12 protein-coding genes are annotated in these 15,025 nt (G+C 38.3%); 3 read left to right on the top strand and 9 right to left on the bottom strand.

Features of this window, described 5'->3' with window-relative positions:
- Positions 1 to 59 precede the first annotated feature (59 nt).
- Positions 60 to 1,103 (top strand): YeiH family protein, encoded by a 1,044-nt coding sequence (locus A5849_RS04205; protein WP_086309973.1) that lies wholly within the window; start codon positions 60 to 62, stop codon positions 1,101 to 1,103.
- Positions 1,104 to 1,165: 62 nt separating this feature from the next.
- Here A5849_RS04205 and A5849_RS04200 read toward each other — a convergent pair whose 3' ends face one another.
- Positions 1,166 to 1,630 carry a methylated-DNA--[protein]-cysteine S-methyltransferase gene (locus tag A5849_RS04200; RefSeq protein WP_002308236.1) on the bottom strand — a complete coding sequence of 155 codons (465 nt, stop codon included), beginning with the start codon at positions 1,628 to 1,630 and terminating at the stop codon, positions 1,166 to 1,168.
- A gap of 245 nt (positions 1,631 to 1,875) precedes the next feature.
- Between A5849_RS04200 and A5849_RS04195 the strand changes: the two genes are divergently transcribed.
- The gene (locus A5849_RS04195) at positions 1,876 to 2,823 is read left to right on the top strand and encodes a glycosyltransferase family 2 protein (RefSeq protein WP_002308234.1); all 948 of its coding nucleotides are present in this window, start codon (positions 1,876 to 1,878) and stop codon (positions 2,821 to 2,823) included.
- Between the two features lie 336 nt (positions 2,824 to 3,159).
- Here the strand turns inward: A5849_RS04195 and A5849_RS04190 are convergent, their stop codons facing one another.
- The 3 genes from A5849_RS04190 to A5849_RS04180 all read right to left on the bottom strand — a co-directional run bounded on the left by A5849_RS04190 (position 3,160) and on the right by A5849_RS04180 (position 6,231).
- A complete protein-coding gene (locus tag A5849_RS04190) occupies positions 3,160 to 5,232 on the bottom strand; it encodes a DNA topoisomerase III (RefSeq protein WP_033627655.1) in 2,073 nt (690 codons plus the stop codon).
- Positions 5,165 to 5,542 (bottom strand): DUF1033 family protein, encoded by a 378-nt coding sequence (locus A5849_RS04185; protein WP_002308231.1) that lies wholly within the window; start codon positions 5,540 to 5,542, stop codon positions 5,165 to 5,167. The genes A5849_RS04190 and A5849_RS04185 overlap by 68 nt, the downstream gene beginning before the upstream one ends.
- Positions 5,543 to 5,670: 128 nt before the next feature.
- The gene (locus A5849_RS04180; protein ID WP_002345361.1) at positions 5,671 to 6,231 is read right to left on the bottom strand and encodes a TetR/AcrR family transcriptional regulator; all 561 of its coding nucleotides are present in this window, start codon (positions 6,229 to 6,231) and stop codon (positions 5,671 to 5,673) included.
- A gap of 149 nt (positions 6,232 to 6,380) precedes the next feature.
- Here A5849_RS04180 and A5849_RS04175 point away from each other — a divergent pair, with 149 nt between their 5' ends.
- A complete protein-coding gene (locus tag A5849_RS04175) occupies positions 6,381 to 7,673 on the top strand; it encodes a multidrug efflux MFS transporter (RefSeq protein WP_002308227.1) in 1,293 nt (430 codons plus the stop codon).
- 59 nt (positions 7,674 to 7,732) lie between these two features.
- Here the strand turns inward: A5849_RS04175 and A5849_RS04170 are convergent, their stop codons facing one another.
- From A5849_RS04170 to A5849_RS04150, 5 genes are all read right to left on the bottom strand, one after another.
- Complete coding sequence (locus A5849_RS04170; protein ID WP_002308226.1) at positions 7,733 to 8,851, bottom strand: aminotransferase; 1,119 nt, start codon at positions 8,849 to 8,851, stop codon at positions 7,733 to 7,735.
- A gap of 13 nt (positions 8,852 to 8,864) precedes the next feature.
- Positions 8,865 to 10,286: an arginine-ornithine antiporter gene (gene arcD / locus A5849_RS04165; protein WP_002308225.1), complete on the bottom strand. Its 1,422-nt coding sequence runs from the start codon at positions 10,284 to 10,286 to the stop codon at positions 8,865 to 8,867.
- A 243-nt stretch (positions 10,287 to 10,529) separates the two neighbouring features.
- A complete protein-coding gene (gene mnmA / locus A5849_RS04160) occupies positions 10,530 to 11,651 on the bottom strand; it encodes a tRNA 2-thiouridine(34) synthase MnmA (RefSeq protein ID WP_002313365.1) in 1,122 nt (373 codons plus the stop codon).
- Positions 11,652 to 11,857: 206 nt separating this feature from the next.
- Complete coding sequence (locus A5849_RS04155) at positions 11,858 to 12,463, bottom strand: hypothetical protein (protein WP_002308223.1); 606 nt, start codon at positions 12,461 to 12,463, stop codon at positions 11,858 to 11,860.
- A gap of 88 nt (positions 12,464 to 12,551) precedes the next feature.
- Entirely contained in the window at positions 12,552 to 13,169 is a 618-nt protein-coding gene (locus A5849_RS04150) for a hypothetical protein (protein ID WP_002313364.1), read from the bottom strand.
- Positions 13,170 to 15,025 lie beyond the last annotated feature (1,856 nt).

Below are 15,025 nucleotides of genomic sequence, written 5' to 3'. Positions count from 1 at the left end.
TTTAGTGCTACTATGTTCGAGTATGCTTTTAGTATTTATTGACGAAAGGAACCAATCAAATGAAATCATTGTCACATCCAATAAAATCTGTAAAGGATTCAGCGGTCCGCGAGATTTTGCCCGGATTACTGCTTTCTTTTGCCATCGCTGCCGTCAGCCGGCTTCTTGCTATTTATCTGCCACAGTTAGGTGGAGCGACTATTGCTATTTTATTGGGTATTTTATTAGGAAATACTTTTTTTAAACAGCCTGTTCTAGCAATCGGCACAAAATTCGCTGAAAGCAAACTATTGGAATTCTCTGTTTTTTTACTAGGTGCAACTGTCACCGCTCAAACGATTGCTCAAATTGGTGTAAAAGAAATTGTTTTTGTGTTACTACAGATGTCAGTCACTATCATCGGTGCTTACTTGATTGGTAAGAAACTGCAATTCAGCGATACTTCTTCTTTGATGATGGCTGGAGGAAACGCTGTTTGTGGTTCTTCTGCTATTGCTTCGATCGCCCCTTCCATCCATGCAAAAGAGGAAGAAAAAGGGCAGATCATCACACTGGTCAATCTACTAGGTACTATGATGATGTTGACCCTCCCTTTTCTTGGATTACAGCTATTCGGAGGAAATCTCATTGAAAAAAGCGCACTTTTAGGTGGCACACTCCAATCTGTGGGTCAAGTAGTCGCTGGTGCAAGTTTGCTTGACAGTTCTGTTGTCGAATTTGCCATGTTGTTTAAGATTCTACGTATCATGATGCTTGTTGTTGTTGTCTATTTGTTTGAAAAATTCATGCACAAGAAACAACCAGCTCTGTTTGAAACACCGACTGATACGCAGAAAAAACGAAAATTACCGCTTCCTTGGTATGTATTAGGGTTTGTGATCTTTTGTTTGGTCAACAGCTTGTTTTCTTTACCTGTAGTTATTGACCAATCGGCACATTTTATCAGTAGCTGGTTTGAGATCACTGCTTTAGCGGCAATTGGGCTGCGTTTAGACTTTGCAAAATTCATGAAAGAAGGTACACGTTTCTTATCTTACGGATTGGCTGTCGGGCTTCTCCAAACAGTAATGGCTTTACTATTTATTTGGCTGATCAAACTTTAGAACAAACACGAAAAAACAGTTGTGATTCTCGCATGGAACAATGTTCGAATCACAACTGTTTTTTAATTTTGCAGATACCCTTCTAATAGCAACAATTGGCGTTTGATTTCGACTCCATCTGTTGCGTTTCCCATATATCCTGTCAGTTTTCCATTTTGCCCGATCACTCGATGACAAGGAATAACGATTGGTAATGGATTGGTTCGATTTGCCTGTCCAATCGCTCGCACAGCTTTCGGACTAGCGACAGCAACGGCTACTTCTTTATATGTTCGGATTTCTCCATAAGGAATGGTCGACAAAGCTTTCCAGACATTTTGCTGAAAAGGCGTACCTCTCTTTATAGATAAAGGAATTTCAAATTCTTTTCTTTTTCCCGTAAAATATTCTTCAAACTGTTCTTGTGTGCGCGTTAAAATTTGCTGATTCGCTGATTTGCTTTCCGAAATTGGCTGAAAAGATACAGCAGTCAACCCGGATTCATCTGCATCTAACCATAAAAAGCCGATAGGTGTGTGTATTTTCATTTTGTTTGCTCCTGGTCAACAGACTGGAACTTCCTCCTTTTTCTCTGTCCGAAACTACTTGCCAACTACTAAAAATTGTTCTTAAAAATTTGATAAACCGAGGAAACATGGTAAACTAAATACGGTAGTTTACCAAAAGAATACCTGTTCTTTTACGTAAAATCAAATTTAAAAGGTGTTATTTAAGGTTTATTAAATTTTGAATGTAAACCATATATAAACATACGATTGAAAGGAAAGAAACGATGAAAGTATCAATTGTTGTCCCATGTTTCAATGAAGAAAAAACGGTTCCTCTTTTTTTTGATGAGGTTGAAAAATTCAAAGGTCCCCATGAGTTCGAATATTTATTTATTGACGATGGATCAAAAGACGGTACATTAGCAGCAATCAAGAAGCTAGCTGCAGCTTATCCTTATGTCCGCTTTGTCTCATTTTCCAGAAATTTCGGGAAAGAAGCGGCTCTATACGCTGGATTACAAGCTTCTACAGGAGATTTAGTGACTGTTATGGATGTTGACTTACAAGATCCACCTGAACTGCTTCCTGAGATGATTGAACGAATCACTACTTCTGATATCGATTGTGTCGGCACCCGGCGTTCGACTCGTGAAGGTGAGCCTGCAATCCGCAGCTTCTTCGCGAAAAAATTCTACCAGTTGATTAATAAAATCAGCGATACAGAAATGGTCGATGGCGCTCGTGATTTCCGTTTGATGACCCGACAAATGGTGGATGCTGTCCTAGAACTAACAGAATACAACCGATTTTCAAAAGGTTTATTCAGTTGGGTCGGATTCAAAACAGAATATATTTCTTATGAAAACCGCGAACGTGTAGCTGGTGAAACATCTTGGTCCTTCTGGAAATTGTTCAACTACTCGATTGATGGTATCGTGAACTTCTCCGATGCGCCATTGACAATTGCTTCATTTATCGGCGCTTTGTCTTGTGTCGGTTCTGGTATTGCGATCTTGTTCATTATTTTGCGGGCATTGCTGTTTGGTGATCCTACATCAGGATGGCCTTCCATGGTCTCGATCTTCCTATTCATCGGCGGAATCCAACTGTTATGTCTTGGAATCATCGGGAAATATATCGGAAAAATCTTCTTAGAAACGAAGCAACGTCCTGTTTATATTATTAGAGAAACAGAAAAAGTGAAGCCAAATGAATTGAAGCCTCACCAATAATATACGTCAAATGAAGTAAACATTTTTTTAAATGAAGAGGGACTGTGACAAAAATCTTGTCGCAGTCCCTTTTTTCCGAACAAACGGTTTTCAATCAACTAACCTTCGGTATTAGCTCAACAAACGACAAAATATGAGGAGCTATTTTTGTTTGCTGTTCTTATTACTTGATGCAGGATGATGCAGAACAGCTTTTTCACAACCTCTGATATATGGTGTTCCAGAAGTAGCTTCTTCGAAAAATAAGCCGAAATGTTACAAAAATTTGAGAAGCAATTTTCGTAAATTCCTTCTTATTTCTTGAAGCTGACCACTTCTGTCACAACCTCCATCTTCTTACTTCTTCATTGCCGCTTTTAGTGCTGCTGCTAATGGGCTTTCTTCTGGTTCTTCTGCCTGTGCATATTTTTTCAGCAAGCGACGTTCTTCATGTTTGGTCATTTTCTTCTTCTGCTCTTTTTTATCAAGCATTTTTTCTGTCGTTCCGTCGTATTTACAACGGAAATAAGCACCATTTTTGCCTTCGATGATTTCCATTTTCCGGTGGCATTGTGGGCAGCGATGGTTGGAGACTTTTGGATCTTTTCTTCTGCGGTAGTTGCAATCTGAATTGGTGCAGACATAAATTTTGCCGTCTCGCGTGTTTTTCTCACGCAGATTGGCCCCACATTCTGGACATTTCTTTTGGGTAATCGAGAAATCTTGATATTCTTGTTTGCTTGATTTGATTTCATTCACCAAGCGTTTTGTTTCTTTTTCGATTCCATTCAAGAAGGTTCCTGCTTGTTTCTTTCCTGCAGCAATAGCTTCAAGGTCTTTTTCCCAGCTTTCTGTCAGATCCGGTGTCACTAAAGATGGGTTGACTAATACTAATAATTGTTTACCTTTAGGGGATACTTGCAGTCCTTGAGGGGTACGTTCCATCAACTCTGATTTGATCAATTTTTCAATGATCTCTGCACGAGTAGCCGGGGTTCCCAGACTGTATTTTTCCATTTGTCCAAGCAAGCTTGCTTCTGTCAATGGTTTAGGCGGTGCAGATAATTCTTTTTTGATGGTGAAATCGGGATTGATTCTCATTCCTTTTTCCCATTTGACTGTTTCCGTCTCAGTTTCAGTTTCGCCTTTCCATCCTGCTTGGACGACACGATTTTGCCGAAAAATGAATCGTTCTTTACCAAATTCAACCGTAACTTTTGTTTGGCTGACTTTATGGGGTTGAGCAAACAGTCCTAAAAAACGAGAGACAATCATTTGATAGATTTTTTGCTCTTCATTACTTAATTTTTCATAACGTGCTCGGTTTTCAGTTGGCAAAAGTGCATGGTGATCGGTCACTTTACTGTCTTGGAATACTTTTGTCTGTTGGACGATGGCTCCGTTTTTCAAATACTGCTTGACCTCAGGAGCAAAATCGCTGACTGCTTGCAGTCGTTCGTTCATCGTACTTTTCATGTCATTTGTCAGATATTTGCTGTCTGTACGCGGATAAGTAACGATCTTATGGGTCTCATACAAACTTTGTACAAGATTTAATGTTTTCTTTGCAGAATAGCCATAGCGTTGATTGGCTTCTCTTTGGATCTCTGTTAAATCATAAGGTAGCGGCGCAGATTCCGTTTTTAATTTTTCTTGGACTTCTGTGACAGTTCCTTTGCTTGTACTGATCAATTGAACAAGTTTTTGTGCTTCTTCTTGTGTTTTTAAAGCAAATTGATTTTTTTGAACCATTTTGGCTTGTTCTTTTCCAGCGTGCAACGTGATCGTGAAATACGTTTGTGGACGGAACTGTTCGATTTTCTTTTCTTGGTCTCTCACTAATGCTAGTGTCGGGGTCTGCACACGGCCTGCTGATAAATTATCCGCGTACTTCACAGTTAAGGCTCTGGTCACATTCAATCCTACCAACCAGTCCGCTTTTGCCCGGGCAAGAGCAGATTCATACAATGCATCATATTCTTTTGCAGGTCTTAGTTGCTTGAATCCTGTTTTGATTGCTTTATCTGTTTGAGAAGAGATCCATAACCGCTTCACTGGTTTATTGAAATGCACATACTCTAAGATCCAGCGAGCAACAAGTTCCCCTTCCCTTCCGGCATCTGTCGCAATGACTGCTTCTGAGACATCTTTTCGTTGAGCCAGCTGCTTGATTGCTTTTAATTGATATCCTGTTTTAGGAAGTGGTTTGATTCCTAGTTTTTTAGGGATCATCGGCAACGTGTCCATTTGCCAGCTCTGCCATTCCTTATTCAGATCTTCCGGCATTTTCAATCCTAATAAATGACCAAGGGCCCAAGTAACGATCACCTTGGGTCCTTCGTAATAATTTTTGTGCTTTTGATTAGCACCAAGCACCTTGCTTAGGTCTTTCGCAACGCTTGGTTTTTCCGCTAGAATTAGTTGTTTCATAAAATTCCTTTCTGCTTTCTACTGTGATGGGCTGATGATTTTTCAACAACGCAAGTCCCTTGTATTGCTGTAAATCATCGTCACACTCTTCACACCAACGCTCATCTCCGTCATTCCAAAAGGCGCTGAGAAAATTTCTTTTCGCATTGATATATTCATAATTTTGATGGATCGCGATCCATTGTTTTTCGTACGCTTGTCGTGCTTCTTCAAAAGACTCGAATGTTTCTTCTGCTTCAATATCTTCTTCCCAGTCTTCAAAAAACCACCAAGGCTCATTGTCCCCGAACATGGTAATTACTTGATACATACTCGTGCTCCTTCTTTCAGCTTTTCTAGACTCATCTTAGTCACTTTTCAAGAAAGTTGCAAGAATTTTCTCTTATAAAAGGGTCATTTAATGAACATCTTAAAATTGTTACAAATGAATCTGATTGTTTAAGGCAAAGTAGCGATAAAGTCATTGATCATCCAAAAATAGCTGTCTTCTGGATCGATTGTTGGTTCTTTTGTAAAGTATCCTAAAAAACGTAAGGAAAGATAACCGTGGATCATACTACGAAGTTCCCTGCTTCGATGAACTTTTTCTTCTTTCGTTAATTGAAAAGCCTCAAATATCTGCAAAATGATCTGACTCGTTTCATGGATTCCATCTAATAAAACAGCTTCATTGGTATGCGGTACACTGATCAGTAACTCATACACTGCTTGATTTGAAAAAGCAAAGGATCGATAAGTTTCTGCATAGATCTGCAGTGCTTCCTGACCACTTTTTCCCACAAGAGCCCGACGCAGCTGGTCATTAAGTTCCTGCAGAAGTTTCGCTGTTAGCGCTGTTTTGACATCACGAATATTTTTGAAATGGTTATACAGCGAGGGAGCTTTGATATCCAAGCGTTTGGCTAAATGCTGAAAGGTTATTTGCTGAACATCCATCTCTTCTGCTAGTTCTCGAAAGCAGTCGATGATTTTCTCTTGAGACAGATTTCTTTTTTTCATTTCCATGTTTCCTCTCATAAAATAAATCCTTCACTCTTTCAGTTTACCACGAAAAAGAACGAGAAAAAAGAGACTTTCATTGATAAACTACATAATGTAGTTTATAATAAAGAGTTGTAGATGAAAATTTTCAGAAAGAAGGAGTCTAATTGGCTGCAAGAATAAAGGAAAAATTATTTAGGAAAAGAGAAACTTGGGAACAGAACTTGTTTGTCTTATGGTTTGGAACATTTATGGCTGGTATCGGATTTAGTTTAGTCATGCCTTTTATGTCACTTTACATAGATACGTTAGGTAATTATAGTACGGCACAATTGAACTTTTGGAGCGGATTGACTTTTTCATCTACTTTCTTAGTGACTACGCTGATCTCTCCTTGGTGGGGGAAATTAGCCGACCAAAAAGGAAGAAAATTGATGCTGTTGCGTGCTTCATTAGGAATGGCAATCGTCATTTCTTTGATGGGCTGCGTGACTAGTGTGTATCAATTAGTCGCATTGCGTCTGCTTCAAGGGATTTTTTCTGGTTATATCAGTAATGCCACTGCCCTTGTCGCAACTGGGACGCCAAAAGAAAAAAGTGGTCAAGTTCTTGGGACCTTAGCAACTGGTTCTGTTACAGGAACATTACTTGGACCGCTTCTTGGCGGGATCTCTGCTTCAGCGTTTGGCTATCGCCCTACCTTTTTCATTACAGGGATCATCTTATTTTTCGTCTTCTTGTTGAGTCTGTTTTTCGTCCATGAAAAATTTGTCCCAGTGAAAAAAGAAAACATGGTTTCTGCCAAACAGATTTTCAAAGACTTGAAATATCCACACGTCGTCATCGGTATGTTCGTCACAACGATGATCATCCAAGCATCCAACAATTCCATCAGTCCAATCATCAGTCTGTACATTCGTCAATTGCTGCATGGACATGGGAATGTTACATTGATCAGCGGAATCATCGCTTCGATACCTGGAATTGCTACTTTGATAGCCGCTCCAAGATTTGGTCGCTTAGGTGACAAGATTGGGAGTGAAAGAATACTTGCGATTGGTTTGGGTTTTGCGATTTTGGTTTATATCCCAATGGCATTCGTCACGAATGTTTGGCAATTAGCTGCCTTACGTTTTTTGATTGGTATCTCTGATGCTTGTCTGCTCCCTGCTGTCCAAGCATTGATCACAAAATATTCGCCTCATCAAGCTGCTGGACGGATCTTCAGTTATAACCAATCTTTCCAAGCAACTGGTAACGTAGTAGGACCTATGATTGGCTCCAGTGTTTCCAGTGCATTTGGTTATCGTGGCGTCTTTCTTTCGACTTCTCTTCTTGTTTTAGTCAACTTCTTGCTTGTACGACACAATACACAAGAGATCCATCAGCAAGAAACTGCAGAAGAAAAAGCTTCAGGAGTCTCCATATCTTCAGGGCACTCTCCTTCTCATAGACAATAAGCGTAAATGAAAAACACTGCTTGAACAGTTGTCACAGACTGTCCTTGCAGTGTTTTTGTTTAGGCCTGTTTTTTCAAGAATTCAGATAAAAGGGATAATCCCTTTTCCAAGGTTTCTTTTTTACAACAGTAACCTAGTCGGGCATGCTTCGGTAAATCAAAGGCACTTCCTGGTACTAATAGTACTCCTGTTTCTTCTAATAAATTGATACAAAATGTCTGATCATCTTCTTCGATGGTTAATTTGATGAAAGAAGTAGAGACGTAATTGGGAGCGACGAGTTCAACTTTCGGTTCATTTGCTACCCACTGTTTTAAAATCGCAAGGTTCTCAGTAATGATCTTTTGGTTTCGCTCCAAGATTTTTTCTTTGTTCTTCAATGCATGTACAGCAAGATCATCTGACAGGACTCCACCGCAAATCATCGTGTAGTCTCGATATTTTCGAAAAACCTCTGCCAACTCAGGTCCAGTAGCTGTCCAGCCAATACGGATACCTGGAATGGAGTAGGTTTTGGATAGGGAATTGGTTGCTATACCTTTCTCATAGACATCTACGATCGACAAGAATTCACCTTTATCCGTTAAAGGCGCATATACTTCATCTATCAATACATATGCATCTACTGTACGAGCAATTTCTGCGATTTTTTCTAAAGTTTTCCGATCTAGCAATGTGCCTGTAGGATTGTTTGCACTATTCAAACAGATGATTTTTGTTTCAGGTTTGACTAAGGCTTCTAGCTGTTCTAAATCAAACTGCCAATCTTCTTCTTCCTTCAAATGAACAAAGTCAACAGTGGCACCTAAAGATTTAGGGATGTCATATAGTTGCTGATAAGTGGGAAGCATCGAAACAACATGGTCTCCTGCTTCCACTAACGCGTATAGAGCTAAAAGATTAGCACCAGTCGCTCCGTTCGTTTGTAAGATGTTTTCTGGATCGACGGTTTGATAAAGCGAAGCGACTTCTTGTTTGAACGCATCTGATCCTTCGATCCAGCCATAGTCCAATGGTTCATTTTTGCGTTTTTCGAAAAATTCACTTACGTTGGTCCCGTCTAAGCCAACGAGTTCGTCTAATGTCAATGCTTCGATCGAACTTTGTGCAATATCATATACCGCTTTCTTCTCCCATTTATTTAGCCATTCTTCCACACCGAAATTTGCGATTTCCATGTTTCTTTCCCCCTTATATCTTGATCCAGCCTACAGTAAGCAACCCGATTGAAAGCAGTGCGGCCACACAAATCAGCCCAATCATTACTTTTTCTTTTCCCGTGATTTGATGGTTGGTTTCCCGACAAGCGATCCAGTAGAAGCAAAAACCAGGAAGATAGGCAATACTACATAAAAGGACATAAGAAAATCCTGCTAAAGTGATTCCCATCAATTCAAAAACTACAGCAATCCCACCAATCACTACTTGTTTTTTGATTCCTTCTTTTAAAGAAAACTGGACTTGATAGATTCCGACAAGCAGATAACAAATCAAGATTGCCGCTGTACATAAAGAATAGGCAAATTGATAGGCATAATCAGTAACTAAGAAAGTCAATAAGAATAGATTAGTCAAGATGGCAGTAACAACTAACGAATAAGTTGGGGCATTTTTTTTATTCGTTTTTCCCCAAGCTTTCGGCAACAGACCGTCTCGAGCCATCAACATCGTTGTTTCTGCTGGGAGCATCGTCCAAGACAACCAAGAACCGATGATCGAAATGATCAAGCCGATATTGATCAGTGCCGCTCCCCAATTTCCCACGATTCCTTTTAAAATATTTGCCATAGCAGGTTGTGAAATAGTTGCTAACTCTTCTTGAGATAAGACACCGTATGGCAAGATCGAAGCAAGGATATAGATAAATAATAAACAAAGCAGCCCCATGATGGATGCTTGCTGGGCTTCTGAACGTTTCTTCGCGCGGTTAGCTAAAACACTTGCACCTTCGATCCCTACAAAGACCCACATCATGACCATCAAACAACCTTTGATCTGCAACCAGATCGTTCCTTGCTGTCCTGATCCGTTCACTAGATTATCAGATACGTTGCCCCAAAAATTAGTAGTGAATATATTCACTTTAAATGCGATAAATACAAATATTAAAAATAGGAATAATGGCACTAATTTACAAATCGTCACGATCGTATTGATTACGCTCGCTCCTTCGATCCCATTGTTTACTAATAAAGTCAGACCCCAAATAAAAAGACTTGCGAATAAAATAGAAGGAACATTTTGTCCCCCTTTGAATATCGGAAAAAATTCTCCCATGGCACTCATTAGCATCGTCGCAAAAGCAACATTTCCTAGCCACGCAGACAACCAATAGCCCCAGCCACTAATGAAGCCACCTAACTTACCAAATGAAGCTTCTGCATACCCAAAAATCCCGCCATCCAGATCTGGACGTTTTTCTCCTAAATGGTTCAGCGATAATACCAAAGCTAAAATACCAATCCCGACGATTATCCATGAAAGGATTGCTGGTCCAGGGGCGGCAGAACTAGCCAGATCACTCGTGATTCCAAACACACCGCTTCCGATTGACGAACTGACAACGAGAGCAACCAGACCCCACTTACTAATACCTGTCGATTTCTTTTCCATTTCCATCACCTTCACTTATAAAATTGAACAAACCACCTGCAAAATATTTCCTTTATTTTGCATCTGCTCTTGCTTACCAAAAGCAACTTTATTCATATTATTGGATATTATGGACTGTTTCCACTAAAATTACAAGCGTAAAATGAATAAAAATTAATTTTATTGCAAAAAAACAGCTATGCTGTCCAAAAGAAAAGGTGTTTCTTTTGTTAGCCATAGCTGTTTTGATTCATTTCATATCGCTTAAACGTATTGTAAAACTTTTGTTTCTTGGTATGCGTGGTCGATCAAACCGCCACCTAGACATTCCATTCCGTCATAAAATACAACTGCTTGTCCAGGAGTGATGGCACGTACAGGTTCGTCGAATACGACTTCTGCACGGTTATCATCCAATAAGCGAACTGTCACAGGAACATCTTGTTGACGGTAACGGAATTTCGCTGTGCACTTGAATTCTTTTGGCATTGGTTCATTCGTCGTAAAGTGGATTTCACTTGCATCCAAGCTTGTGGCGTACAGTGCAGGATGGTGGAACCCTTGACCCACGTATAATGTGTTCGTCGCTAAATCTTTCCCTACGACAAACCAAGGTTCTTGCGAATCTCCTCCGCCACCGATTCCTAGGCCTTGACGTTGACCGATCGTATAGTACATCAAACCAGCATGTTGCCCTTTGACTTCACCGTCAAGAGTGACCATATTGCCTTTTTTCGCTGGTAGATAGTTGCTCAAAAATTGTTTGAAGTTCTTTTCACCAATAAAGCAGATTCCTGTTGAATCTTTTTTCTTAGCAGTCGCAAGGCCTGCGCGTTCAGCAATTGCCCGCACTTCTGATTTTTCCATACCGCCTAGAGGGAACATCGTTTTTGAAAGCTGTTCTTGTGATAATTGACTAAGGAAGTAAGTTTGATCTTTATTGTTGTCTACTCCGCGAAGCATATGGACCACACCGTTTTCATCGCGAGTGACTTGCGCATAATGTCCAGTAGCTACATAATCAGCACCAAGATCCATTGCATAGTCCAAGAATGCTTTGAATTTGATTTCTTTGTTACACATCACGTCTGGGTTAGGTGTACGTCCTGCGCGGTATTCGGCTAGGAAATATTCAAATACACGGTCCCAATATTCTTTTTCGAAATTCACAGAATAATAAGGAATCCCGATTTGAGCAGCTACTTTCGCTACATCCTTATAATCTTCCGTGGCCGTACATACGCCGTTTTCGTCCGTATCATCCCAATTTTTCATGAAGATCCCGATCACGTCGTATCCTTGTTCCTTTAATAAAAGTGCTGTTACAGATGAGTCGACACCGCCGCTCATCCCTACGACAACGCGTGTTTGGCTGTTGTCTGTCATGATATCACCATCATTTCAATTAGATTCTGAAACATCTACGAGTTGAAGGTCGCAACTTTTCAGTATTTTACATTATACGTCATATTTCTGAAAATTTCATCCCTTAATTATCAGCGTTCGAATACATAACCTATCATAGGGAAAAAACAGCGCTATCTTCATACTCCAGTGATTCTCATGATCAAAAGAGGAACGGCAGTTTCGATTCATAAGAAAAACAAAAGAACAACATTGTAATAAGTAGCAAATAGATAATTCATTCCTAAAAGTAGCCACTTTATTCGATTATCCTCAAGTTTTGTAGAGAAATAGAGACCCATCAAGCCGGAAATCATTATGAAAAGCAACAAAGCGATGATTGCCCACATCCTGTCGGTATTTAAATAGAAAGCCAATAGATAATGGATCCAAATAAGTAAACTGATCGATATCAACATCGGTAGACCTAGACCGAACAAAAAAAATGCTTTTTCTTTCTGTTTATATTCTAATATTTCTACTAAACCAATATACAACACACATCCTAGCAACAAATCCAACCTAGATAAACTTAACCACCCAATGATGTAAAACAGCCCTAATCCGCAAATCAAAAGAAAATGAAGAGCAATCACTAGCCATTTTACTTTTATGGAATCCATTCTTCTTGTAAAAGCTAGACTGATACCACTTAAAATCCAACATGAATACTGAATGATCAGAAACCCTATCACTTCATGACGAATATACAAATGACTGCTGAGCAAAATCATACAGAAGACTAACAGAACCACCGATACCCGCTTACTTTTCTTACTTTCTATTGATAACATCCAACTCTCTCCTTTTTAATTGACCCATACATCGCCTTCCTCATGCCCCAATGATTCTCATGATCAAAAGAGGAACGGCAGTTTCGATTCATAAGAAAAACAAAAGAACAATATTGTAATAAGTAGCAAATAGATAATTCATCCCTAATAGCAGCCACTTTATTCGATTATCTTCAAGTTTTGTAGAGAAATAGAGACCCATCAAGCCGGAAATCATCATGAAAAGCAACAAAGGGATAACAAGCCAAGATTTAATAGTATTTGAATGGAAAGCCAACAAGTAATGGATTCCAATAAGCGAACTGATCGATATTAGCATCGGTAGACCTAGACCGAACAGATAGAATGTTTTTTTCTTTTTTTGATAGTCTAATGTTACGACTGCTCCAAAATACAACACACATACTAACAACAACTCCCACCTAGGTAAACTTATCCACCCGATGATCCACCCAATGATGTAAACAAGCCCTACTCCGCAAGTCAAAAGAAAATGAAGAGCAATCACTAGCCATTTTACTTTTATAGAATCCATTCTTCTTGAAAAAGCTAAACTGATACCACTTAAAATCCAACATGAATACTGGACGATTAGAAACCCTATCACTTCATGACGAATATACAAATGACTGCTGAGCAAAATCATACAGAAGACTAACAGAACCACCGATACCCTCTTACTTTTCTTACTTTCTATTGATAACATTCAACTCGCTCCTTTTTAATTGTTTGCTTCGTTGCTGACTTCAAAAAGTTTGAAACAAAATAAATAGAAATTGGAAAACATTAAAATATGTAGCAAATAGATAATTGATAACTAACAACATCCATCTTACCTTCGCAGATTTGATCTTTGTCGAAAAATAAAGACCTGCTAAGCCGGGGAAGGATATGAAAATCATTAAAGCTGCACTTTGAAGACCATTTCCATAATAGAAATGAGCCACCCCTAGACACCAGCCAGACAGTAACATAGATATACATAACCCGACCAAATTGATAGTTAGTTTCATTTTTTCTCCTTTTGTTTTTAATCCTCTTTTTCTTACAACAGAAACGTTCCGCCATTTTTTACCAACCAAAAATGATCCAGTTAAAGATACATATCAAATTCGATACTATAACAATCGCTTTTAAACATTTAGAATTGATTTTTGTTGAAAAAACCAGGCTTAACCCACCAAATAACCAAATACAAAACATTATTCGTATACGAGTCCCATCGTCGTTATAATTTATTGAAGGGAAAAAATAGTCAAAGCTATACAAAGCACTAGCAGACTTATTGAAATGATTGTACACGTCTTACTTTTTAATGGTAACATTCACAAATCTCCTTTCCGATTGATACATGGCTATCTTAATAAATGACCATAAAATTGCATCATAGTAAGATGGGTAGCTATTAGATAATTTAGTATTATCAGGAACCATCTCATTCTTACAGACTTGACTTTTGTAGAAAAATATAGTCCTGTTAATCCTGGAAAAATCATCATAAGTAACATATATACTCCTTGAGGGCTATTTCCGTAATAGAAATGAGCTATCCCGAGACACCAGCCAGACAGTAACATAGATACACATAAACCGATCAAATTGACATCTAATTTCATTTATTTCCCCTCATTTCGTTTTTTATTGAAACAACAAACTAAAACAGAACAATTTACATAGCATAAATCACCCAACTATAAATACCAATCAAATCAAGTAGGATAACTAGCATTTTTAACCTTTTAGAATTGATTTTTGTCGAAAAAACCAAACTCAAACCACCAGTGCTCCAACAACAAAATATTATGGACACTAAGAACTGAAGATTATTTTCTATAGAAGGATGAAAATAAAAACTAGCTGAAATGAAACAAATTGACAACAAGCTTATTGAAATGATCGTACACGTCTTACTTTTTAGTGGTAACATCCACACATCTCCTTTTCATCAAAGTATTCATACATGTCGTTTTTTATCAAATTGCTTATACAAGATTTATTTTGCTCAAAGAATAAAGACTTAATATCTCACATTAAAACTCTATTTTAGAGACTATTTATATAGTAAGAATAGATACCAATGAAACAACTAAGTGACAAAAATATAGCTATATACAAACCGATTCTATTTAACTTTATTTTCTTCTCTTCTCGTGATTTTAAACATCTTTTCCTCACAACAGAAAGGTTCTGTCGTTTTTCATCAATCAAAAATGATCCAACCAAAAATACATATCAAATTTAATAAAATGACACATGCTTTTAAGCACTTAGAATTGATTTTTGACGAAAAAACAAGGCTTATCCCACCAAATAACCAATTACAAAACATTATTGATACAAGAATTGTATAGTTTCCATATTTTGTCGAAGGATAAAAACTAGTCATGATGATGCAAAGCACTAGCAAAATTATTGAAATGATCGTACACGTCTTACTTTTTAGTGGTAACATCCACACATCTCCTTTCTAATTGATTGATACTTGTCTATCTTCAAAAAAACTCTAAACAAAAAATCTAGAAATTTGTTATTTAAAAATAAACAAATAAAAAATATAATAAC

Origin of the sequence: Enterococcus sp. 10F3_DIV0382, from assembly GCF_002140245.1 — a bacterium.
GTDB classification, from domain to species: domain Bacteria; phylum Bacillota; class Bacilli; order Lactobacillales; family Enterococcaceae; genus Enterococcus_B; species Enterococcus_B lactis.
The sequence above is the reverse complement of the archived record's forward strand: the minus strand, read 5'-3'. Positions and strand labels throughout refer to the sequence as shown.